This window comes from Nocardioides bruguierae (assembly GCF_023554635.1).
Lineage (GTDB): Bacteria > Actinomycetota > Actinomycetes > Propionibacteriales > Nocardioidaceae > Nocardioides > Nocardioides bruguierae.
The window spans coordinates 23037-46233 of sequence record NZ_JAMJPH010000019.1; the positions used below are offsets into that span (position 1 = coordinate 23037).

General features: G+C 71.6%; 19 protein-coding genes. 8 read left to right on the forward strand and 11 right to left on the reverse strand.

Annotated features, from left to right (window positions below; genetic code table 11):
* Position 1 precedes the first annotated feature (1 nt).
* Positions 2-826 carry an ABC transporter ATP-binding protein gene (locus M8316_RS10045; RefSeq protein ID WP_250054234.1) on the reverse strand — a complete coding sequence of 275 codons (825 nt, stop codon included), beginning with the start codon at positions 824-826 and terminating at the stop codon, positions 2-4.
* A complete protein-coding gene (locus M8316_RS10050; RefSeq protein ID WP_250054236.1) occupies positions 826-1944 on the reverse strand; it encodes an ABC transporter substrate-binding protein in 1119 nt (372 codons plus the stop codon). Before M8316_RS10050 ends, M8316_RS10045 begins: the two co-directional genes overlap by 1 nt.
* A 177-nt stretch (positions 1945-2121) precedes the next feature.
* Between M8316_RS10050 and M8316_RS10055 the strand changes: the two genes are divergently transcribed.
* From M8316_RS10055 to M8316_RS10065, 3 genes are all read left to right on the forward strand, one after another.
* Positions 2122-2850 carry a GntR family transcriptional regulator gene (locus M8316_RS10055; RefSeq protein WP_250054238.1) on the forward strand — a complete coding sequence of 243 codons (729 nt, stop codon included), beginning with the start codon at positions 2122-2124 and terminating at the stop codon, positions 2848-2850.
* A 221-nt stretch (positions 2851-3071) separates the two neighbouring features.
* On the forward strand, positions 3072-4634 hold the full coding sequence (locus M8316_RS10060) for an NCS1 family nucleobase:cation symporter-1 (RefSeq protein ID WP_250054239.1): 1563 nt from the start codon (positions 3072-3074) through the stop codon (positions 4632-4634).
* Between the two features lie 5 nt (positions 4635-4639).
* The gene (locus tag M8316_RS10065) at positions 4640-5350 is read left to right on the forward strand and encodes an aspartate/glutamate racemase family protein (protein ID WP_250054242.1); all 711 of its coding nucleotides are present in this window, start codon (positions 4640-4642) and stop codon (positions 5348-5350) included.
* Between the two features lie 28 nt (positions 5351-5378).
* Here M8316_RS10065 and M8316_RS10070 read toward each other — a convergent pair whose 3' ends face one another.
* Positions 5379-6080, reverse strand: coding sequence for a YoaK family protein (locus M8316_RS10070; RefSeq protein WP_250054243.1), 702 nt, complete (start codon positions 6078-6080; stop codon positions 5379-5381).
* A gap of 244 nt (positions 6081-6324) precedes the next feature.
* Here M8316_RS10070 and M8316_RS10075 point away from each other — a divergent pair, with 244 nt between their 5' ends.
* A complete protein-coding gene (locus tag M8316_RS10075; RefSeq protein WP_250054244.1) occupies positions 6325-7803 on the forward strand; it encodes a right-handed parallel beta-helix repeat-containing protein in 1479 nt (492 codons plus the stop codon).
* 45 nt (positions 7804-7848) lie between these two features.
* On the opposite strand, the gene M8316_RS10080 is transcribed toward M8316_RS10075, so the two are convergent.
* Positions 7849-8331, reverse strand: coding sequence for a response regulator (locus M8316_RS10080; RefSeq protein WP_250054245.1), 483 nt, complete (start codon positions 8329-8331; stop codon positions 7849-7851).
* A 197-nt stretch (positions 8332-8528) separates the two neighbouring features.
* Positions 8529-9053, reverse strand: coding sequence for a methyltransferase family protein (locus M8316_RS10085; protein WP_250054246.1), 525 nt, complete (start codon positions 9051-9053; stop codon positions 8529-8531).
* Positions 9054-9283: 230 nt separating this feature from the next.
* On the opposite strand from M8316_RS10085, the gene M8316_RS10090 reads away from it, so the two are divergent.
* On the forward strand, positions 9284-10444 hold the full coding sequence (locus tag M8316_RS10090; RefSeq protein WP_250054247.1) for an ECF transporter S component: 1161 nt from the start codon (positions 9284-9286) through the stop codon (positions 10442-10444).
* A 4-nt stretch (positions 10445-10448) separates the two neighbouring features.
* Here M8316_RS10090 and M8316_RS10095 read toward each other — a convergent pair whose 3' ends face one another.
* The 6 genes from M8316_RS10095 to M8316_RS10120 all read right to left on the reverse strand — a co-directional run bounded on the left by M8316_RS10095 (position 10449) and on the right by M8316_RS10120 (position 19296).
* Positions 10449-11729 carry a multidrug effflux MFS transporter gene (locus M8316_RS10095; protein ID WP_250054248.1) on the reverse strand — a complete coding sequence of 427 codons (1281 nt, stop codon included), beginning with the start codon at positions 11727-11729 and terminating at the stop codon, positions 10449-10451.
* An 85-nt stretch (positions 11730-11814) separates the two neighbouring features.
* A complete protein-coding gene (locus M8316_RS10100) occupies positions 11815-13515 on the reverse strand; it encodes an ABC transporter substrate-binding protein (RefSeq protein WP_250054250.1) in 1701 nt (566 codons plus the stop codon).
* A gap of 284 nt (positions 13516-13799) precedes the next feature.
* Positions 13800-15944, reverse strand: a complete 2145-nt coding sequence (locus tag M8316_RS10105; protein ID WP_250054252.1) for an ABC transporter permease subunit — start codon at positions 15942-15944, stop codon at positions 13800-13802.
* Positions 15945-15995: 51 nt separating this feature from the next.
* Positions 15996-16997 carry an ABC transporter ATP-binding protein gene (locus M8316_RS10110; RefSeq protein WP_250054254.1) on the reverse strand — a complete coding sequence of 334 codons (1002 nt, stop codon included), beginning with the start codon at positions 16995-16997 and terminating at the stop codon, positions 15996-15998.
* Complete coding sequence (locus tag M8316_RS10115) at positions 16994-17866, reverse strand: ABC transporter ATP-binding protein (RefSeq protein WP_250054256.1); 873 nt, start codon at positions 17864-17866, stop codon at positions 16994-16996. Before M8316_RS10115 ends, M8316_RS10110 begins: the two co-directional genes overlap by 4 nt.
* Before the next feature lie 119 nt (positions 17867-17985).
* A complete protein-coding gene (locus M8316_RS10120) occupies positions 17986-19296 on the reverse strand; it encodes an NtaA/DmoA family FMN-dependent monooxygenase (RefSeq protein ID WP_250054258.1) in 1311 nt (436 codons plus the stop codon).
* Positions 19297-19798: 502 nt separating this feature from the next.
* On the opposite strand from M8316_RS10120, the gene M8316_RS10125 reads away from it, so the two are divergent.
* The 3 genes from M8316_RS10125 to M8316_RS10135 are packed head-to-tail and all read left to right on the forward strand — an operon-like array spanning position 19799 to position 23185.
* Positions 19799-20566 (forward strand): GntR family transcriptional regulator, encoded by a 768-nt coding sequence (locus M8316_RS10125; RefSeq protein WP_250054260.1) that lies wholly within the window; start codon positions 19799-19801, stop codon positions 20564-20566.
* Position 20567: 1 nt separating this feature from the next.
* A complete protein-coding gene (locus tag M8316_RS10130; RefSeq protein ID WP_250054262.1) occupies positions 20568-21878 on the forward strand; it encodes an NtaA/DmoA family FMN-dependent monooxygenase in 1311 nt (436 codons plus the stop codon).
* Positions 21878-23185, forward strand: a complete 1308-nt coding sequence (locus M8316_RS10135) for an NtaA/DmoA family FMN-dependent monooxygenase (protein ID WP_250054264.1) — start codon at positions 21878-21880, stop codon at positions 23183-23185. Before M8316_RS10130 ends, M8316_RS10135 begins: the two co-directional genes overlap by 1 nt.
* Positions 23186-23197 lie beyond the last annotated feature (12 nt).

Genomic DNA, 23197 nt, shown 5'->3' on the forward strand with positions numbered 1-23197 from the left:
CTCAGTGCCCGCCCTCGCTGCCGCCGCCGAACAGGAGGTCGGAGGCGCGGTCGACGAGGGCGTGGAACTCCGGGGTGCGCATCATCTCGGGCGTCCGCGGACGCGGGAGGTCGACCTCGATGATCTCCTTGACCCGACCGGGGCGCGCGCTCATCACGGCGACCTGGTCGGAGAGGAAGATCGCCTCGGAGATGCCGTGGGTGACCAGCAGCGTCGTCGCGGGCTTCTCGGTCCAGATGCGCAGCAGCTCGAGGTTGAGGTTCTGCCGCGTCATGTCGTCGAGGGCGCCGAAGGGCTCGTCGAGCAGCAGCACGGACGGCTTCAGCGCCAGCGCACGCGCGATGGAGACGCGCTGGCGCATGCCGCCCGAGAGCTGGGCGGGCTTGGCGTTCTCGAAGCCCCGCAGGCCGACGAGGTCGATGAGCTCCTCGATGTAGTCCTTGTCCGGCTTGCGCCCGGCCACCTCGAAGGGCAGCGCGATGTTCTTGCGCACGCTGCGCCAGGCCAGGAGCGCGTGGTCCTGGAAGGCGATGCCGAGCTGGCTGTCCTTGCGGAGCTCGGCGGGCGTCTGCCCGTCGACGAGGGCCTGACCGGTGGTCGGGTCCTCGAGGCCCGCGAGGATGCGCAGGATGGTCGACTTGCCGCACCCCGAGGGGCCGAGCAGGGCGAGGAAGCTGCCCTGCTCGGTGTGCAGGTCGGCGTCCGACAGGGCGGTGACGGTCTTGCCGCCACCGACCTTGAAGGACTTGGTGAGTCCGTTGATCTGGATGCCGGTGCCGCCCCGCGTGTGCAGGGCGGCACCGGGCTCCGGGCTGGAGGAAGCCATCAGCCCTGGTAGTCCACCAGGTCGGGGTTCTCCTCGTAGATCTCGTCGATCAGGGAGGTGTCGAACATGTCGTCGACGGAGACGTCCCAGCCGGCGGCGGCCAGGGAGTCGACGGTCTGCTGCTGCAGCTCGTCGGTGATGGTGAACAGGCCGTTGGACTCGGTGTCCTCGGTGGAGATGAGCTCCTGCTCGGCGGCCAGGCCCTTCGCGGTCTTGGCCGGGTCGAGCGAGCCGAAGACGCTCTCGAGGCCGTCCGCGTTCTCCGAGGCCGCCTGGTCGTAGTACTTGGTGATCAGGTCGACCGTGTCCTCGCTGGGCTCGGTGAAGGTGTCGGACCAGCCCTTGATCTCGGCGATCAGGAACGCCTTGAGCAGGTCCTGGTTCTCGGCCAGGTACTGGTCGGTGACCGTGAAGGTCTCGGCCACGTAGGGCACGCCGTTCTCCGCGTAGGCGAGGTTGGTGACGTCGTAGCCGGCCTCCTCGACGGTGATGGCCTCGTTGGTCAGGTAGGCCATGAAGCCGTCGACCTCGCCGTTCATCAGCGGCGTGGGGTCGAAGTCGACCGGGACGACGGTGACGTCGTCGGGGTCGATGCCGTTGGCGTTGAGGATGGCGTTGAAGACCGAGGCGTTGGAGTCCTGGACGCCGATGGTCTTGCCGACCAGGTCCTGCGGCGTCGCGATGTCGGCACCGTCCTTCAGCGAGAGGATCGTGAAGGGGTTCTTCTGGAACGTCGCGCCGATGATCTTCAGCGGGGCGTCCTGCTCGGCGATCGCGGCACCGACCGAGGCGGCGTCGGAGAGGGCGACCTGCACGGTGCCCGACAGCAGCTTGGCGACACCGGTGTCGGGGCCCGAGATCCCGTTCACGGTGCCGAAGCCCGCCTCGTCGTAGTAGCCGTTCTCGTAGGCGTAGAACTCGCCGGCGAACTCCTCGTTCTTGATCCAGGAGTACTGGACGCTGATGTCGCCGTAGTCAGCGGCCTCGCCGCTGCTGGAGGACTCGCTGCTGGTGTCGTCCGAGCCGCAGGCGGCCAGGGTGAGCGAGGCGGCCGTGGCCAGGGCGACGGTCGCGAGCAGGCGCCGGGCGGTGAGCCGCGGGCGGCGGATGGTGGGCATGCAGTCTCCTCAGGAGGTGTTCTCGGGCGGCGTCACGCTACGAGGGCTGCGTTTCAGCCGACGAAACGCAGGTTTCACGGCTGTAACGCTTGCGACCGGACCAGTCCGGCGGTGCACGATGGCGCCCGTGGGCCGCCGTCGTCCCGCACCCTGTGAGCCGAGCAGGAGGACTCTCCCATGCCCGTCGGTGCCCCCAGCCCCGCACCCCGTCGTCGCTCGGTGTTCGCCTCGCGGCTGGTCAGCACGCACGCGGAGGGCACGCCGCCCCGTGTGATCGACGACATGCGCCGGGCGATCCTCTCCGGCGAGGAACCGCCGGGCACGCTGATCCCGATCGACGAGGTGGCGCGGTTCTTCGGCGTCAGCCCCATCCCGGTGCGCGAGGCGCTGAAGGTGCTGCTGGGCGAGGGCCTGGTGGAGCACACCCCGCGCGTGGGGTACGCGGTGGCGAAGCTGACGTTCGCCGAGTTCCGCGAGCTCTACGACGTGCGCGCCGCGCTCGAGTCCGCCGCCCTGCGCGCGGCGGTGGGCAACGCCGGGCCCGCGGACGACGAGCGCGTGCTCACCGCCCACGAGGGACTGGCCCGGGCGCTGGCCGCCGGGGACGAGCGGGCTTACCACGAGCAGTCGCGCCTCTTCCACGACGCCCTCATCGCGCCCGCGGGCATGCGCCGCCTCGTGCACATGTATCGGTCCGCGTGGAACATCACCGAGCCCGCGCGCCCGATGGCCCGCGTCGAGCACGACGGCCGCCACGCCTTCTACGACGACCACGACCGCATGCTGGCCGCGTTCGTGGCCCGCGACGCCGACACCTTGGTCGCCGAGTCGCTGGCGCACTACCGGCACCTGACCGACGCCCTCGAGGGTTTCGCCGACGACCTCGACGTCTTCCTGCCCGGCTGAGCCGCGACCGGCCCCGACAGACCGGCCCCGACGGACCGGCCCCGACGGACCGGCTTCGACAGACCCGTCCCGGATATACCCGTCCCGTCACGGATATACCGTTCGCGTGACGCCCCCGTCACCACGACCGTGCGGTGCGGGAAACACCGCGTTCCTAGCGTGCTGCCGACACCCCAGCCCGCGGGCCAGCCGCCCGCCAGCCGCGCACGAGGAGCCGAGCCATGAGCGCCACCGAACGTTCGCACCACGGTCCAGTCCACCAGCCCGACGTCGTCGAGGCGGCGGGCTACCCGCCCGGCCGTGGCGTGGCCAAGCGGGCCTACGACCCGCGCCTGTCCAACGAGGACCTCGACCCGCTGCCCGAGCAGACCTGGTCGACGTACAACATCTTCGCGTTCTGGATGTCGGACGTGCACAGCGTCGGCGGCTACGTCACCGCCGGCGCGCTGTTCGCCCTCGGCCTGACCTCGTGGCAGGTGTTCGTGGCGCTGATCGTCGGCATCGTCATCGTGCAGGTGTTCTGCAACCTGGTGGCCAAGCCCAGCCAGGTCGCGGCCGTGCCCTACCCCGTCATCAGCCGGGCCAGCTTCGGCGTCCTGGGCGCCAACATCCCCGCGATCATCCGGGGGCTCATCGCGGTGGCCTGGTACGGCGTCCAGACCTTCCTGGCCGCCGGCTCGCTCACCATCGTCATCCTCAAGCTGTTCCCGGGGCTGACCGAGTACGCCACCGACGCCTGGTCGTTCGCGGGCCTCTCGCTCGTGGGCTACGTCAGCTTCGCGATCCTGTGGGTGACCCAGGCCCTCGTCTTCTGGCGGGGCATGGACGCGATCCGCAGGTTCATCGACTTCTGCGGCCCGGCGGTCTACGTCGCGATGATCGTGCTGTGCGGCTACATGCTGGTGCGCGCCGACTTCGACATCTCGTTCTCGCTCTCGGACCGCGACCTCACCACCGGCCAGCAGGTCACCGCGATGCTGGGCGCCATCGCCCTGGTCGTCTCCTACTTCTCCGGGCCGATGCTGAACTTCGGTGACTTCTCCCGGTACGGACGCAGCTTCGAGGCCGTCAAGCGGGGCAACTTCCTCGGTCTGCCGGTGAACTTCGTCGTCTTCTCCCTGCTCGTGGTGCTCACCGCCTCGGCCACGATCCCGGTCTTCGGCGAGCTCATCACCGACCCGGTCCACACGGTCCAGGCGATCGACACCTACACCGCGGTGCTGCTCGGCGGCCTGACGTTCGTGGTCGCCACCGTGGGCATCAACATCGTCGCCAACTTCATCTCCCCGGCCTTCGACTTCTCCAACGTCGCACCGCAGAAGATCTCGTGGCGGATGGGCGGCATGATCGCGGCCGTCGGCTCGGTGCTGCTGACCCCCTGGAACTGGTACTCCAACGACGAGGCCATCTTCTGGACCCTCGGCATCCTCGGCGCCCTCATCGGCCCGCTGTTCGGCATCCTCATCGCCGACTACTACCTGGTGCGCCACCAGCAGGTCGACGTCGACGAGCTGTACACGCTCGAGCCGGACGGCGAGTACTACTACCGCAAGGGCTACAACCCGGCCGCCGTCGCCGCGGTCGCCGTGGCCGGCGTCCTCTCGGTGCTCTCGGTCGTGGTGCCCAAGCTCAGCGGGCACCTGACCTGGCTGCCCGACTACTCCTGGTTCCTCGGGTGCGGGCTCGGCCTGGTGGCCTACCTGGTCGCAGCGCGGGTGACCGACGTCGCCGGGCACGCCGCCCGCAACCGTGCCGCCCTGGCCCAGGCTCCCGCGGAGGTCTGAGCAGCGTGCGCCTCCTCGTCGTGAACCCCAACACCACCGCGTCCATGACGGCGCTGATCGGCGGGGCCGCCGGCGCCGTCGCCGGCCCGGACGTGACGATCGAGGCCGTCAACCCCGCCTCCGGGCCGGTCTCGATCGAGAGCCACTACGACGAGGCGCTCGCCGTGCCCGGTGTGCTCGAGCTCGTCGCCCGGGGCGGGTACGACGGCTACGTCGTGGCCTGCTTCGGCGACCCCGGCGTGCTCGCCGCGCGCGAGCTGACCGGCGCCCCGGTCGTCGGCATCGCCGAGGCGGCCATGCGGACGGCCGCCTACCTGGGCCGCACCTACTCCGTCGTCACCACGCTGGGCCGCACCATCGGGCACTCCTGGGACGTGGCCCGTGCCGGCGGCCTGGCCGACCACTGCGCCGGCATGCACGCCTGCGAGGTGCCGGTCGTCGAGCTCGAGACCGACCCGCGAGCCCGGGCCCGCATCCTGGCCGAGGCCGAGCACGCGCTCGCCACGGACCGCTCCGACGTCATCGTCCTCGGCTGCGCCGGGATGGCGGACCTGGCCGACTGGCTCTCGGCCGAGCTGGGCGTGCCGGTCGTCGAGGGCGTCGGTGCGGCCACCCTCGAGGTGGAGAAGCTGGTCCGGCTGGGCCTGCGCACCTCCAAGCGCGGCGAGTTCGCGCCGCCACCGGCCAAGGAACGGGGCCCGTCGCTGCTCGTGTGAGTCGGCGGGCCCGGGCACCGTCGGCCGGTCAGGCCGGCCGGTGCCCGCGGGCGTGCAGGTGCCCGACCACGGTGACGGCCGCGATCAGCACGCCGGCGAGGAGCAGGCCGGCGCCGGTGTGCCAGCGCAGCAGCGCCGCGCCGACCGCGGCACCGGCGAGGATCGCCACGACCGCCCAGGCCCGCCGCCCCGAGCCGCCGCCGGCCGCCCTCGCCTTGCCCGAGCCCAGCACCGAGTCGGCCGCCAGGCCGGTGATGGTCGAGGTGACGACCACGGTGGTGACGTCCTTGACCGCGATGAAGCGCGCCGTCGCGGCCTGGAGGCCCATGGCCGCGCCGAGGAGCGTGGTGACGGGCAGGCCGACCGCCGGGGTCGGCTCCTCCCCCACGACCAGCAGGACGACGGCCAGGCCGATGCACAGCACCGCGACGGTGGCGAAGAGCCACCCGGTCAGGCCGGTCCACGGCTGCGAGGCGCGCTTGAGCACCCGGCCGCCGATAGCGGCGCCGCCCATGAAGCCGAGCAGCGCCAGGATCGGACCGACCACGGGCAGGTCGTCGGCGCCGGTGAGCGCCATGCCCAGGATGACCACGTTGCCGGTCATGTTGCCGGTGAAGACCCGGTCCAGGCCGAGGTAGCCGACGGCGTCGACGATCCCCGTGGTGAAGGTCAGCACCAGCATGAGGACCAGGTGCAGGGTCGCGGGCGGGACGGCGTGGAGTCGGCTCACGGGGAGCCATCCTGCCGCAGCCGTGGGCCACGCCCGACGACGGGACGACGGCTGGGCGGCTCGCCGGTGCCGGGCGGTCGCCGACGCCGCACCGGGCGGGACCTTCGGCCCGGATCCGTCCTCCAGCGGTAAAGGCCGCACCGAACTCCTGCGGTCCGGATACCCCTCCCCCTATGTTGTCGGGCAGGTCGACAGCCAGTCGACCGATCAGGGGGGCGACGTCCGCGACTCGCCAGGAGCATCCGTGCTGTCCGACTCCCCCCGCCCCTGCCCTGACCAGGGCCCCCGCAGCGCCACCCCCAGCGGCGCTCCGGGACTCCCCCGCACCACCCCCGACCTGCCCACCCCGACCCCCAGCAGCACCCCCAGCAGCACCCGCACGCCTCGCGCGCACCGCACGGTGCCGCGGTGGCCGGCGCGCGCCGTCGCGCTGGTCGCCCTCGTCGCGTCGGCCCTCCTCACCTGCCCCCCGGGAGGGTCCGCGGCCACCGTGGCCGACGCCCGTGGCGTGACCCGGTACGTCTCGCCCACGGGCGACGACTCCGCCGACGGCGCCTCGCCGAGCACGGCCTGGCGGACGCTGGAGCGCGCCTCCGCGGCGCTCGCCGCCGGCGACCTGGGGGCGGGCAGCAGCCTCCGGCTGCAGCGCGACGGCACGTGGAGCGGGACGCTGGCGGTGCCGGCGTCCGGGACGGCGCGGCAGCCGCTGGTGGTCTCGGCCTACGGCCGGGGCGCCCGCCCCGTGGTCCGGGGCGGCGGCTGCGTGCAGGTCTCCGGTGACCACGTCCTGGTCACGGCCCTCTCGGCGCGTGCCTGCGACTTCGCCGGGTTCACCCTGACCGGCGACGACGTCACCGTGCGGGGCGTGCACGCCACGGGCAACGTCGCCGGCGTCTCGATCGGCGAGGACGCCGAGCGCGCCCGGGTGCTGCGCTCCAGCCTGGTGCGCAACCGACGGATGGCGCCCGACACCCCCGGCAGCGACGACGACTACGGCGCCTACGGCGTCGAGGTGCTCGGCGACCACGCGACGATCGCGTGGAACCGGATCACCGGCCAGGTCGCCGACTCCGCCGACTACGGTCGCGACGGCTCCGCCGTGGAGGTCTACGGCGCCGTCGGCACCCGCGTGCACCACAACGTCTCGCGCCAGAACCTGACCTTCATCGAGCTGGGCAAGGCCGGGACCGACGACACCGTGCTCGCCTACAACCTGGTGACCTCCGGCCTCGAGGACGCCGGTTTCGTCATCACCCGCGGGCTCGGTGACGGGTTCGGCCCGGTGACCGGCACCGTGGTCGTCCACAACACCGCCCGGCTCAGCGCCGCGGGCACGCAGGCGTTCTGGTGCGGCGGGATCTGCACCGCCGACGTCCTCACGCTCTCCGACAACGTGCTGGTCGCCCACGCCCGGATCGGCTACGCGCTCGACCTCGACGGGCTCGCGAGCCTGCTCGGCGGCGGCCGCAACCTCATGTGGGGCTCCGGGGTCGAGCACCTGCTCTCACCCGGCGACGAGGTGGCCCGCCCGCGCTTCGCCTCGATGCGCACGCTGAGGCTCGAGCGCGCGAGCGCCGCGGTGGACGCCGGCCGCCGACTGCAGATCAGCGGCGTCCAGGGCGGCGTGGACGTGACCGGCCGCAAGGTCGGCGCCGACGGCGACGGGGACGGCGTGGGCCGCCCGGACCGGGGTGCGGTGGAGCGCCGGGCGACGCACGGCTGAGGCCGGGCAGCCGGACGCTGCTGCGGCCGGCCGTGCGGCGAGGGCTCAGAGACCCCGACCGAGCGGGCGGCCGGGGCTGGCGGCCAGCGAGCCCTCGAGGGCGGCCTCGTCCAGCAGCTGCTGGATGCGGTCGACCAGCTCCTCGCGGGAGAACGGCTTGGCGAGGAAGTCGTCGACGCCGGCCACGTAGGCGGCGCGGATGTCCTTGCGGGTCGCCAGCGCCGTCAGCATCAGGAAGATCGGCTTGCTCTCCGCGTCCATGTCGCTGCACTCGCCGAGCACCTCGAGGCCGGTCATGCGGGGCATCTGGTTGTCGAGGACGACGAGGTCGATGTCCCCGCCCCGGATGCGCTGGAGGGCGGCCACGCCGTCCTCGACTCCGACGACCTCGTGGCCTGCTCGGCTCACGACCAGCCGCAGGAGCAGGCACAGGTCAGGGTCGTCCTCGGCGATCAGGATGCGGGCCACGAGATTCCTCCACAGGTCGGCGACGGCCCGGGGGTGGCCGTCGCAGGTGGTCGTGCGCATGCAGCGCGCACGACCTGGAGACATTGTGCGCCCTGATGGCCCCCTGTGCACCCACAACGGGTGAGACCGAGGGGGGCCTTTGGTCACGCAAGCGTGCAGGCCGCGTGAAGGTGGCGCTCCGGCGACCGCACCCGGGCTCACCTGCGACTCCTCGCCCGCCGCCGCCCCGTGTCCAGCCCGTGGTCGTGCGTCGGCGTTCAGCCGCGGTGCCGGCCGGGCAGCGTCCACACCAGTGGTGCGAGCGCCTCGCGCACGAGTGCCGGCGTGCGGGCGTCGACCCACCGCGGCACCCGGTCGCGGTAGTCCTCCCACTCCTGCCCGAAGGCTGCCGCGAGGGCCTCCTCCTCGCGCCGGACCTGGCCGCGGTCCAGCGACACGACGAAGAGCGCGGCGGGCAGCAGGGCGCGCACGGACCGGCGGTGCACCGCGTGCGCCACCAGGAGCCCTGCCAGCCCCACGTACATGGGGTTGCGGGTGACCGCGTTCGCCCCGGTCGTCACGAGGGCCGAGGCCTCGTCCGGCCGGTGCGGGTGCCAGGTCGTGCCCGCCAGACGGAAGCGGACGAGCGGCTCGAGGCCGACGACGGCCGGGGGCACGGCGAGGACGGCCGCGGCCGTGGCGCTCGCCCGGGTCGGGGTGCCGCGGCGCCGCTGCACGGCCAGGGCCTGCACCCACTGCACCGCAGGGAGTCGGACGATCGTCTGCCACGTCTCGAGATCCATGACCTCATCCTGCCCCGGCCGACCCACCCGGCGCGTGAACCACCGCGGCCCAGACCCCGGCCGGCGACCGGCGCCGGCGGGGCGCACGTGCCATCCGGGTTGTGCGAAGTGTCCCGCGCGGCCCTCCCGGCCGGGATATCGTGTCGCCGAAGTCGCCCACCCCCGGCGCACCGCAGCACTCCAGGCGCGACCAGCAGGTCGTCTCCCGGAACAGACTGGAGAAGCACGACGTGAACGACGCAGGCGGCCCCGCGGTCAGCCGGTGGGACGAGGTGGCCGAGGGGCTCGCCGACCTCCGCCGGCGTCAGGGCGACCCCTCGTTCGCGGAGATCGCTCGCCAGGTCTCGCTGACCCGCCAGGCCGGGGGCGAGACGCAGGCCTCCTCCCGCATCGCGCGCAGCACCGTCTTCGACTGCTTCAAGACCGGTCGGACGCGGATGAACCTGCCGCTCGTCCGCGAGATCGCCGACGCCCTCGGGGCAGAGCCCGGGCTCGTGGACGCCTGGGTCGCGGCCGGCCTGGAGCAGGCCCGCGGCGCGGTGGCGCCGCGCAAGGACGCCTCCCCCGCGGAGGACGTGTCCACCGGCCCGGCCGTCGAGCCGGGGGCCGGCGTGGCTGCGGACGAGGACCGCTCCGAGGACCACCCCGAGGACCACCCCGGCCAGGCCACCGCGTCCGCCGCTGCTCCGGCCCCGACCCCGGCAGGGAGCGGCGCGGCGCCGGACGCGACCGAGACGGAGGCCGCCGTCCGGGCGGGCGCGGTGACCACCGCGGAACGGCCGCACGAGGAGCTGCCCCCGCCCGGGGTGCCGGCGACGCTGGCCGTGATGCTGGTGTGCCTGATCATCGACCTGCTCGGCCGCGAGCTGGTGCTCGTGGCCGGGCTGCCGCTGCACCTGGACATGCTCGGCACCGCCGCTGCGGCGATGCTGCTGGGGCCCTGGCGCGGCGCCGCCGTGGGCCTGGCGATGAACGTCGCCGGCGTCATCACGTTCTCCGGGGGCCCGCCGAACTGGGACTCCCTGGCCTTCATCGGCGTCAACGTCGTCGGTGCGCTGATCTGGGGCTACGGCGTGCACAGCTGGGGGTGGGGCCGGACGCTGCCCCGCCTGCTCGGGATGAGCCTCGTCGTCGCGGTGGTGAGCAGCATCCAGGCGGTGCCCATCCTGGTCCTCGTCTTCGACAGCCTGCTCCAGGTCGGCCAGGACTTCATCTCCCAGGCGCTCTACCAGCAGGTGCCCAGCACCGCGTTCTCGATGCCGGTCGCCAACCTGATCGTCTCGGTCGCCGACAAGGTCATCAGCACCTTCGTGGGGCTCTCGCTGGCCGCGCTGGCGCCCCGCGCGATGCGCGGGGCGCTGGAGCGCAACGTGCCGCTCGTGCGGCAGTGACGGCTCAGCCGGCTTCGGCGGCCTGAGCCTCCGGCACCCGCACGAGCGGCCCGGTCCGCCCGACCAGCAGCGCCGTGGTGGAGACGACGGTGCAGGTCAGCAGCACGACGAACATCGGCGACAGCGCCCCGACCACGGCGCCGCCGACCATGGGGGCGATGGCTGCGCCCGCGAGGAACTGCGAGAGGCCGACGACGGCGCTGACGAACCCCGCCTGCGCCCGGTCGCCCTCCATCGCCAGGGCGGTGGCGTTCGGGATGATCAGCCCCATGGCGGCGATCAGCAGCGCGAACAGGGGGACGAGCAGCCCCAGCGGGGCGACCACGAGGCTGGACACGAAGAGCGCGACGCCGGCCGCGAGGGTCACGGGGACGGCGACGGTCAGCATGGTCAGCGGTGCGAACCAGCGGGTCAGCCACGAGTTGGTCGCACTCACCACGACGATGCCCACCGCGTTCGCCGCGAAGACGAGTCCGTACTCGGTCGCGCTCAGCCCGTAGCCGTCCTGGAGGAGGAAGCTCGACCCGGCCAGGTAGGAGAAGACGGCTCCGTTGGTGCCTCCGATGACGAGGCACAGCAGCGCCAGCCGCACCGCCCGCTCACGCCCCAGGGGCGGGCGGGCAGGCCGAGGCCGTGTCGCGACCGGTGCCGCCCCGCCCAGCCACCGGGTCTCGGGCAGCACGGTGAGGGACAGCACCAGGCCCACGATCCCGAGCCCGGTGATCATCACGAAGATCCAGCGCCAGGAGCTGTGCTCCACGAGGAAGGCCCCGGCCAGCGGGCCCACCACCGGCGCGATCGCCGTGCTGGCGCCCACCCAGCTGTAGAAGCGCACCAGCGCCCTGCCCTCGTACACGTCGCGACCGATGGCGCGGGCGATGGACATCGCGCCGGCAGCGGCGAAGCCCTGCGCGAAGCGGGCGGCGACCAGCCACCAGATGGACGGCGCCAGCACGCAGAGCACCGAGGCCGCCACGTACACGACCAGGGAGATCCGCAGGGGCGAGCGGCGGCCCGCGCGGTCGCTGAGGGGGGCGAAGAGGAACTGCCCCAGCGTCATGCCCACCAGCGTGGAGGTGAGCGTGAGCTGCACGAGGCGGTCCCCCACGCCCAGGTCGGCCGCGAGGGCCGGGAAGGACGGGCTGTAGGCGTCCATCGAGAACGGCCCGATCCAGGAGAGCGCCACGCACACCAGCGCGATCCGCACCGCGGCGCGCGGCGGCAGCGCCGTCGGTGCGGGGGGCGTGGTGGAGGTGGGCGGGCTGGTGGGCGGGGTGGTGGTCACGGTGCCTCCTCGGGCGCGCGGACCGCACCCATGACGGTGCCCCCGCCCCGGACCTGCCGGGACGGGGGCACCTGGTCGGTCGGGATCAGGCGGAGTAGCTGTAGCCGCGGCCCCACGGGATGTTGGCGCCGTGGCCCTTGACCCCGTCGATGTTGGACGCGACCGGGATCAGGCCGCCGGTCTCGGCGAGCGGCAGGATCGGCAGGTCCGCCATGATCTGCTTCTGGGCGGTGCGGATCAGCTCGACCTGCTCGTCCGGGTCGAACGACGTGGCCAGGGCGCCGACCGCCTCGTCCACGACGTCGTTGGAGTAGTGGATGAGCACCTGGGTGGGGTCGCTCGGGAACAGCAGCTGCAGGCCGTAGAGCGAGTCCGGCACCAGCGGCGTCGACTGGTTGTCGAGCCACATCAGCAGGGTCGCCTCGGTCAGCTCGCCGGCGAACGTGGTCGGGTCGACGCTGACGAGCTCGACGTCGAGGCCGACGTCGGACAGCGAGGACTGGATGAGCACGGCCAGCGACTGGAGCAGCGTGCTGCCGCCCTTGTACTGCAGCTTCAGGCCCTGCCCGGCGTAGGGCGCGAGCATCTCGGTGGCCTTGTCGAGGTCCTGGTCGTAGACCCAGTACTCGTCGGTGAAGCCCTGGAAGAAGCTGGGCAGGACGCTCTTCATGGACGTCGCCTGGCCGCGGAAGACGCTGTTGACGATGTCGTCGAACGGCAGCGCGTAGGCGATGCCCTGGTGCAGGGCGACGTCCTGGTAGAGCTCCTCCTCGTTGTTGAAGCCGAGGAACGTGTAGCCGGTGTTGGCCACGGTGACGACCTTGGCGGAGTCGCTGGACTCGACCTCGTCGATCTGCACCGGGGAGAGCGCGTCGATGACCTGGGCCTCGCCGCGCAGGAGCAGCTGGAGCTGGGTGCTGGTCTCGGTGGTGGTGCGGAACGTGACCGTCGGGATGGCCACCTCGCCGTAGTAGTTGGGGTTCGCCTCGAAGACGTTGAGCGTGCCGTCGGCAGCGACCGACTGCAGCTGGTACGGGCCGAAGCCGCACGCGTTGGAGGCGATGTAGTCCTGCGCCCACGGGTCGTCGTCGGTGGCGTTGGCCTGGGCCTCGGTGGCGTCGAAGATCGGCACGATGAAGCAGCCCATGAGCTGGAGGAAGTAGGTCCGACCGATGGGGCCGGCCAGGTTCATCACGATCGTGTCGTCCGAGGGCGCCTCGATCTGGCTGATGTCAGTCACGCCGACGCGGTTGAGGAAGATGCCGCCGTACCACTTCATGGCCAGGTGACGCTCGAAGGACCACATCACGTCCGCGGAGGTGAGCGAGTTGCCGGCCGGGCTCATGGCGTCGGTGTTGAGCGTGATGGTCCAGACCGAGTTGTCCTTGTTGGACTCCCACGCGGTGGCCAGGGCCGCCTCGGGCTCGTAGTCGGCCAGGAGGGCGGCCAGCTCGCCGGAGTCCGGCGGGGTGGAGGTGTCGAAGAGCGAGTCGTACAGCATCGTGTACTGGAAGATGCCGCTCGGCTGCTCCGGGTCGAACACGGTGCCGGCGGTGGCCGTGGCCACGGTGAGCGTGTCGGTCGAGGAGCTCGCGGCACCGGAGGTGCCGCTCTGGGCGCTGGACCCGGCGCCGCACGCGGCCAGCGCAGGTGCGGCGGCGGTCGCGGCGAGGGCGACGCCGCCGAACTTGAGCAGGCGGCGGCGGGACAGCGCACGCGCAGCCAGGGCCGGGGCCGCCGCGTTCGTGAACGCGGAGAGGTCGGGGTCGGTGTGGTGAGGAGCCATGGCTGGGTGCTGCCTTTCGCATCGTGGGTGGTGCCGAGAGCGGGTGTGGCTGTCCGGGTCCGCGGACACGGTGCTGCGTGGGTGCAGTGGTGCGGTGGACGCCGGCGTGACCGGGCTCGGGCACCGTTGACCGGCGCACGGCACGTGGCTGTGGTGGAGCTGGGGTGGTGGATCTGGGGTGGGGCGGGAGGTGGTGCGGGAGGTGGTGCGGGCAGGGCTGGACCGGGGCACCCGCTGGTCAGGGCGTGGCCGGGCGGGTGCCCCGTGGCCGGATGGCGGGCGCGTCAGCGGTAGATGTCGCGGGCCCGGGAGACTCCGTCGGCGAGGAGGTTGAACGCGGCGACGGCCAGGAGCACGGCGAGGCCGGGGAACGTGACCGCCCACCACTGGCCGGTGACGATGTTGTCCTTGCCGGTGAGGATCATCGAGCCCCACTCCGCGGTCGGGGCCTGGACGCCGACACCGAGGAAGGCGAGGCCGGCGACGGTGAGGATCGCGTAGCCGAGCTGGACGCCGGCCTGCACGATGACCTGACCCGTGACGTTGGGGAACACGTGCCGGGCGAGGATGCGTGCCCGGCTGTTGCCCAGCGCCCCGGCCGCCTCGATGTAGCGGTGCTCGCGGACGGCCAGCACCTCGCTGCGCACCAGGCGCAGGAAGATCGGCGCGTTGATGAAGACCAGCGCCCAGATGACGTTGCTCAGGTTGTTGCCGGCGAAGGAGACCATCGCGACGGCCACGATCAGCACGGGGAACGCCTGGAGCATGTCGACGACGCGCATCGCGACCTCGTCCACCCACCGCTTGCGGGAGAAGCCGACCATCAGGCCGGCGACGACGCCGAGGATCACCGAGATGCCGACGCCGGCGGCGGCGATCCAGAGGTCGGTGCGGGCCGCGTAGACGACCCGGACGAAGATGTCGAAGCCGGAGACGTCGGTGCCGAAGGGGTGCGCGAGGGAGGGCTCGGCGAGCGGGTTCAGCACGTCGGGCTCGAGCACGCCGTAGGGCCACAGCGGCGGCACCACGAACGCGGCCACGAGCATCACGACGATGATCCCGCCACCGGCCAGCAGGGCGGCGTTGCCGCTGCGCACGGTGGCCCACACCGCGGCGGGCCAGCGGTGCGGCCGGATCTCACGAGCGACCTCGACGACCACGTCGACGGCCTCCTTGAGGCCGCTGAGGACGCCCGCCCGCTGACGCGGCGGCGCGACCACGGCCACGGCGGCGGGCTCGGGCGAGCCGGGCGCGTCTGCCACGGAGACCGAGCGCAGGCGGCGCACCATCGGCCACGTGCGCCAGGTCAGCACCGAGCGCAGGAACCCGGTGCCGCCGTGGGCGCGGATGCGGGGGTCGAGCTTGAACAGCACGATGTCCACGACCAGGAAGGCCAGCATGGCCATCACGCCGGTGACGAGCACGAAGCCCTGGGTGGCGTTGAAGTCGTTGCGGGCGATGGCCTGCTGCGCGTACTGGCCGACGCCGCCCCAGCTGAACACCGTCTCCATCAGCACGGCGCCGCCGCACAGCAGGGCGAACAGGGTGCCGGTGAAGGTGATGACGGACGGCAGCGCGGCGCGGGTCTGGTAGCGCCACATCGTGAAGGAGTCCAGGCCGACGGAGCGACCGAACCGGACGAAGTCCGACTCCATCACCGTGAGCATCGAGCCTCGCATCAGCCGGGCGATCGGGGCGGAGAGCAGCAGGCCGAGCACGCCGATCGGCAGGATGGCGTGCATGAAGGAGTCCTGGAACGCGACCACGTCGCCGGTGAGGACCGAGTCGAGCAGCGCCGCGCCGGTGACGTTCTCGGGGCCGGCAGCCCCCAGGGACACCTGGCCCGTGGGGCTCGGGAGCCAGCCCAGCTGGAAGAAGAGGACGTAGATCGCCACCAGGGCGAGCCAGAAGTCCGGCACGGCGAGAGTGAAGAACGTGACGCCGTTGATGGTCCCGGCGAGCGCCTTGCGCCGCGTCCGCGCCGCCAGGGCGCCGAGCGGGACGCCGATCAGCCAGGCGAACGCGATGGCGCCGAAGACCATCTCCAGGGTCGCGGGGAACCGGATGAGGAGGTCGGTGAGCACGGGCTGGTTCGTGACCGTGGAGACGCCCATGTCGCCCTGGAGCAGGCCGGTCATGTAGTTCCAGTACTGCACGATCAGGGGCTTGTCGAAGCCGTACTCTGCCTCGATGGCCGCGATGACCTCGGGGTCCTGGGCCTGGCCGGCGATCTGGGCGGCGGGGTTGCCGCCCAACGCGTGGGTGAGGATGAAGGTGAGCGTAACGATGCCGAACAGCGTCGGGATCATCACCAGGAGGCGTCGGCCCACCAGCGGCAGCAGGACGCTCTTCTGCCGGGTCTTCTGGGGCTTGCGTTGCGCCTCGGACGGCTCTGTCCGGGGGGCCACCGCTGTGTCGAGGGTGGTCATGGGGAGGTTCCCTTCACCTGGTGCGGGGCGGTCGGTGTCGTCGGAGGGGTCTCAGGCCCCGGCCTCGTGGCACGCCACGAGCTGGGTGGTCCCGCGCTGGACCAGGAGGGGGACCGTCGAGGTGCACGCCCCCGGGTCGGTGGTCGCGACGCACCGAGGTGCGAAGCAGCAGCCGTTGCGGTCGACCTTCGTGTCCAGCCCTGCCTCGTTGACGGCCGGCGGCGGGGTCTTGACGTCGGGGTCCAGCGACAGTGCCGACCCGAGCAGGAACTGCGTGTAGGGGTGGGTGGGCCGGTCGAGGACGTCCTCGACCCGACCCTGCTCGACGACGCGACCGAGGTACATGACGGCCAGGTGGCTGCACACCGCGCGGATCGTCGTCAGGTCGTGCGAGACCAGGATGTAGGTCAGGTCCAGCTCGTTCTGGAGCGTGACGAGCAGGCTGAGGATCTCCGAGCGCACCGACACGTCGAGCGCCGAGGTGGGCTCGTCGAGGACCAGCAGCTGGGGCTCGGTGGCCAGGGCACGGGCGATGTTGGTGCGCTGCTGCTGACCTCCCGAGAGCTGGTGGGGGTAGCGGTGGCGCAGCGCGGGGTCGAGGACGACGAGCTCCATCAGCTCGACGACCTTGGCCTCCAGGGCCTTGCCGCGCAGACCACGGTGCAGCCGGAGCGGCTCGCCGATCGCGTCCTCGATCCGCATCCGCGGGTCGAGGGCCTCGAAGGGCTCCTGGAAGACGATGCCGGCGCGGCCGCGCAGGTCGCGCAGCTCCCGCTGGCCGGCGCTGACGGTGTCGGTGCCCAGCACGTTGGCGACGCCGGAGTCCGCCGAGACCAGCCCGAGCAGGCACCGGGCCAGCGTCGACTTGCCGGAGCCGGACTCGCCGACGATGCCGAGTGTGCTGCCCTTCTCCACCCGCAGGTTGGTGTGGTCGATGGCGACCACGTCGGCCCCGCCCCCGCGCCCGGGGTAGACCTTCACGAGGTCGCGCAGCTCGACGACGGCGTCCTGGGTGCTGGTGCTCATGGAGAGGTTCTCGCTCACGAGGGTCATGCGGCGGCCCTCACTCGTCGGGTCACGTGGGACAGGGTGGAGGCCTGGAGCAGGTTGCGGGTGTACTCGGCCTCCGGCTCGCGCAGGACGCGGCGCACCGGCCCGTCCTCGACCACGGAGCCGTGCAGCATGACCGTGACCGTGTCGCAGTACTGGGCGACGATCGACAGGTCGTGGGTGATCATCAGGACCGACAGCCCCAGCTCGTGCTGCAGCCGGGAGATGAGCTCGAGGATCTGGCGCTGCACCGTGGCGTCCAGGCCGGTCGTGGGCTCGTCGGCGATGAGGAAGGTCGGGTCGCACAGCAGGGCGGTCGCGATGACCACGCGCTGGGCGAGGCCGCCCGACAGCTCGTGCGGGAAGGCGCGGGCGATGCGGGAGGCGTCCGGGATGCCGACGAGGTTGAGGTAGTGCAGCACGCGCTCGGCGCGCTCCTTCTTGCCCAGCGACAGGTGGGTGCGCAGCACCCGGTCCATCTGCTTGCCGACCGCGTGCATGGGGTGCAGGGCCGTGCGCGGGTTCTGGAAGATCATCCCGAACCGCGGCCCGCGCAGGTCGTGCAGCTCCTTGTCGCCGGCGCCGACCAGCTCGCGGTCGCCCAGCAGGATGGAGCCGGACTCCACGGTCACGCCCTTGGGCAGCAGGCCCATCACCGCCGAGGCGGTGATGGACTTGCCGGAGCCGGTCTCGCCCACCAGCCCGTGCATGGTGCCGGCGCCGACCCTGACGGAGACGCCGTGCAGGAGCTCGGCGGAGCCGCGGCTGTTCTCCGCCCGGACCACCAGGTCGCGGACGAGGACGGCGTGGTCGTTCTGCCCGGTGGCGGCCGCAGCGGCCACCGGGGCGGTGCTCTTCGGGTGCTCAGTCATGGAACTAACGAACCAACCTCTCGCTTCGGGAACGGGGCAGTGCAGTTATCAGCGAGTTACGCCGGTGCAACCAGCTGTGACGGTGCTGTCGGGGTCGGGGCGTGCCTGTGGTGCCGGGCTCAGAAGGCCATGAGGTTGTCGCGGAACGTCGGGGCGTCGTAGCCCGTGCGCACCAGGCCGCGCTTCTGCAGCGCGGCGGCGAGACCGTCGACGGTCTCGGCGATCGTCCGGCGGTTCATCTCGGGGTAGAGCAGGAACCCGTCGCCGCCGACCTCCTCCATGATCTCGCCCATCTTGGCCGCCACGGTGTCGGGCGAGCCGACGAGGTCGAGGTCGGCGCCGACCTGGGGCTTGCCGGTCAGCGCCTCGCGCAGCGTCTTGCCGCGCGCCCGCTCGTAGAACTTGGCCAGGGAGCTCTGCTCGCCGTTGCCGATGATCTCGGGCACCGGCTGGTCGAGGTCGAACTTGCCGAAGTCGACGGTGCCGCCGGAGATGTAGGACAGGCCCCAGAGCTTGGTCTCGATGGGGGCCTCGCTGTTCGCCGTGTTGATGGCCTCCTGCCGGGCCCGGGCCTCCGCGTCGGTGTCGCCGAGGGTCGGGGTGGCCAGGAACATCACCTTGATCTCGTCCGGCTTGCGGCCGGCCTCGATCATCCGGGCCCGCATGTCCTCGCGGAACGTCTTCATCTGCTCGACGCTGGTGCCGAAGGCGAGCATCGTGTCCGCGTGCCGGGCGGCGAGGTTGCGGCCGGGGATCGAGTTGCCGGCCTGACCGATGACGGGGCGGTGCTGCGGCCCGGGCATCGTGTTGAGCGGCCCGCGGACCTTGAAGTACTTCCCCTCGTGGTGGATGGGGTGCACCTTCGTGTGGTCGATGAGCCGGGGCTCCTCGGTGTCGCCGACGAACGCGTCGGGCTCCCACGAGTCCCAGAGCTTGGTGCAGACGTCCATCCACTCGCCGGCCTGGGCGTAGCGCTCGTCGTGCTCCATGTGCTCGTCGTAGCCGAAGTTCTGCGCGACGCGGTTGGTCACCGAGGTCACGACGTTCATGCCGGCCCGCCCCTCGGTGAGGTGGTCCATCGTCGCCATCATCCGGGCCGCCAGGTACGGCGGGTACTGGATGGTCGAGATGGTCGAGATGATGCCCAGGTGGCGGGTGTGCGCGGCCATGAGCGGCATCAGCGGCAGCGGGTCGTTCTTGGGGGCCATCATCCCGTACTTCAGGGAGGTCTCCATCGAGCCGTGCAGGGTGTCCTCGACCATCGCGGTGTCCTCGATGAAGAGGAAGTCGAAGCCGCCGCGCTCCAGCGACGTCGCCAGGTCCACGTACATGCCGGGCTTCATCCAGTCCTTGCGGACGTTGCCCGACCAGGGCCCGAGCCACGGGTGGATGCCGTAGCTGTCACCGAGGAACCAACCGAGGTGGAACATGAGAGAGCACTCCTTCACGGGGCTGTCCGGCGACGGTCGTCGTCGGCTGCAGGAGTAGTTCTCGCAGTCGATTGTTTCTCCCGCGCCGACCAGCGGTTGCTCCTCAGTTGCGCCACTCCGCACCCCTGTCGTCACGCCTGGGACCGCGGCGACGGACGGCACTTCCGCCCGTTGACCGACCCACTCACGCCGGTCGCCCCGCCTCGTCCGAGGGCCCTCGATTGCTACGCCGCAGAAATCTCACCGCCGACTGCAAGCCTCTGACCTGCAACGATGCGCCTGCCTCGCGCGTGGGAAGGACGAGCCGGCACCGCGCAGGACGTCCCGCCGGGCCGGGACCAACGGCTCGACGCGCCGGGGCGAACGGCGAAACGAACCGCGTCCTCCCGGTTGTCCGGCGCGAAACAAACCGACCCAACCATCGACACCTGTAGCGGGTGGGACGACGTCGTCACGCCCCACGCTCTCCCGTGCTCTCCCCCGTTTCCCACAAGGAGATCCCATGCTCGACCAGCAGGTGAGGAAGACAGTGACGACGACGCGCCGGGTCGGGTCCTCGCGCGACCGGGCCATCCGGCTCGCCCACGACGCCCTCCGCTCCTCCATCCGCCGCGGCCGGCTCGGTCCCGACCAGCCGCTCGTGGAGTTCAAGCTCGTGCGCACCCTCGGCATCGGCCGCAACGCCGTGCGCGAGGTCCTGCGGCGGCTCGCCGACGAGGGCCTGGTGATCCGTCGGCCCGCGATCGGCACCATCATCCCGCGGCCGATGATCCGCGTCTCCCCCGACGAGATCGTGGGGTTCGACGGCGACTGCGAGGAGCAGTTCGAGCAGCGGGTCACCGTCGAGGTGCTGGCGCAGGAGCTCATCGACATCGCGGAGGACCTGTCGTCCTCGATGGCCATCCCCGCCCGGATGCAGCTGGTGGAGAGCCTGATCCACGTGGACGGGGAGCCGCTGGCGCTGCTCTCCCAGCTCATCCCCGAGGGCTACGACATGGCCCGGATGACGAACCGCTGGGAGCCGCTGGACCGCCCGTTCCTCCGCCTGTACGGCGTGCGCCTGGGCAGCACGAGCACCACCGTCGAGGCGGTGGCGGCCGACGCGTGGTGCGCCACCCTGCTGGGCACGGACGAGGGTGCCCCGCTGATCCTGCGCGAGCAGGTGCTGGAGTCCGAGGACGGCTCGGTGCGGATGATGAACTTCGCCCGCTACCGCGCCGACCGGGTCGCGTTCACCGCGTCCTCCACCAGCGGCTACGAGGGCCGCTGACGTGGGGGCCGCGCCGTTCCACCTCGGCTGGTTCATGAGCTTCCGCCCGCCGGCCTGGAGCTCGCCCTGGGCCGGGGACTCGGGTCGCACCTGGGCCAACGGCGACTACTACATCGACTTCGTCCGCTCGCTCGAGCGCGCCGGCTTCGACTACATGATGATCGAGGACTCCTCGATGGTCTCCGACGCCTACGCCGGCTCCTCGCAGATCGACCTCAAGCACGCGTTGTACGCCCCGAAGCACGACCCGGTGCCGCTGGTGCCCTTCCTGACCGCGGCGACCGAGCGGATCGGCGTCGTGGCCACCATGTCGACGTCCTTCTACCCGCCGTTCATGCTCGCGCGGACGATGACGACGCTCGACCACCTCTCGGGCGGCCGCGTGGGCTGGAACATCGTCACCTCCTCCGAGGACCGCGCCGCCCAGAACTACGGCATGGAGAAGCTGTTCGAGCACGACGAGCGCTACGACCGCGCCGACGAGTTCGTGGACGTCGTCACCAAGCTGTGGGACTCGTGGGAGCCCGGCGCGATCGTGATGGACCAGGAGACGGGGCAGTACGTCGACCACACGAAGATCCACCCCATCGAGCACGAGGGCCAGTACTTCAAGGTCCGCGGACCGATGAACACGGTGCGCAGCCCGCAGGGGCGCCCGGTGTTCTGCCAGGCCGGTGGCTCGCCCCGGGGTCGCGACTTCGCCGCGGCGCACGCCGACACGATCATCGCCTCGGCGCAGGGGGTCGAGGCGATGAAGGCCTTCCGCGACGACATCCGGGCGCGGATGGTCGAGGCCGGCCGCAAGCCGGACGACTGCAAGATCCTCTTCGTGGTGATGCCGACCGTGGCCCCCACGGACGCGGAGGCGCTGGCGATCCGCGAGTCGTGGAAGGAGCCCGCGGTCGCGCGGATGCGGGCCGAGGCTGCCCTGGGGCACCTCTCGGCGCTGACCGAGAACGACTTCTCCACTTTCGACCTCGACCAGCCCGTCCCCGACGTCGGGACGAACGGCCACCGCTCGACGCTGGCCGACTTCCTGCGGATGGGCACGGGCGGCAAGACGCTGCGCGAGGTCGCCTCCACCTGGTCGATCGAGTCCTTCCCGTTCGTGGGCTCCCCGTCGACCATCGCCTCGCAGATGGACGAGGTCATGCAGGAGGTCGGCGGTGACGGGTTCCTGATCTCCGGCGCCGGCACCCGCCGTCAGATCACCGAGATCTGCGACGGCCTCGTCCCCGAGCTCCAGGCCCGTGGCCTGACCCGCTCCTCGTACACCTACGAGCACTTCCGCGACAACCTGATGGAGTTCTGATGGCCAAGCGACTGCAGTACGGATGGTTCGTCAACTACATGCCGACGGCGTGGAAGACGCCCTGGGCCCCGACCAGCCCCGAGGACTGGACGGACGGGAAGTTCTACGTGCGGATGGGGCAGATGCTCGAGTCCGCGGGCGTCGACTTCATCATGCTCGAGGACTCGGTGACCGTGCCCGACACCTTCGGCGGCTCCATGGAGCTGGAGATGAAGTACACGACCCGCTCCCCCAAGGGCGATCCGCTCCCGCTGGCGGCGGCCATCGGGGCGGCCACCAAGAACCTGGGCCTCGTCGTCACGATGTCGACCACGCTCTACCCGCCGTGGATGCTCGCCCGCACCCTCTCGACGCTCGACCACCTCACCCGGGGCCGGGTCGGGTGGAACATCGTCACCTCCACCGAGGACCGCGCGGTGCAGAACTTCGGCATGGACACGATCTTCGAGCACGACCACCGCTACGAGCGCGCGCACGAGTTCGTCGACCTGGTCAAGCAGCTGTGGGACTCGTGGGAGCCCGACGCCCTCGTCATGGACAAGGAGACCGGGACCTACGTCGACCACACGAAGGTGCACCCGATCGACTTCGAGGGCGAGTACTTCCGCTCGCGGGGCCCGCTGAACACCCTGCGGATGCCGCAGGGCCGGCCGGTCATCGCGCAGGCCGGCATGTCCAACGCCGGCCGCGACCTGGCCGCGGCGCACGCGGACGTCATCGTCTCCGCGCCCAAGGGCAAGGAGTCGATGAAGGAGTACCGCGACGACATCCGCGCCCGGATGGAGAAGCTCGGGCGCGACCCCGACTCCTGCAAGATCCTCTACATGGTCACGCCCGTGGTCGGGGAGACCGTCGAGGAGGCGCGCGAGAAGCACCGGCGGATGTACGAGCTGGACCCGGACGCGATCATGCGCAAGCTGGCGCTCATGTCCTCGGGCGGCAACACCGACTGGGCCCAGTTCGACCTGGACGCGCCGATCCCCGACGACCTCCCCGACAGCTCCATGCTGGCCGAGTACCGCCGCGTCGGCGCCGGCCGGACGCTGCGCCAGATCATCAGCGGCAGCAGCCAGTCGGAGTCACTCACGCTGGTGGGCACGCCCGAGACCATCGTCGACGAGATCGAGGAGGTCATGGACTACGTCGGCGGCGACGGCTTCCTCTGGTTCGCCGGAGGGGGCGGCCTCATCACCAGGCACTACCTCTCCGACGTCCTCGACGGCCTCATGCCCGAGCTCAAGCGCCGCGGCCTGGCGCGCGACAAGTACGAGCACCAGATGCTGAAGGACAACCTGGCGCTGACCTGATCAGGTCCGGTG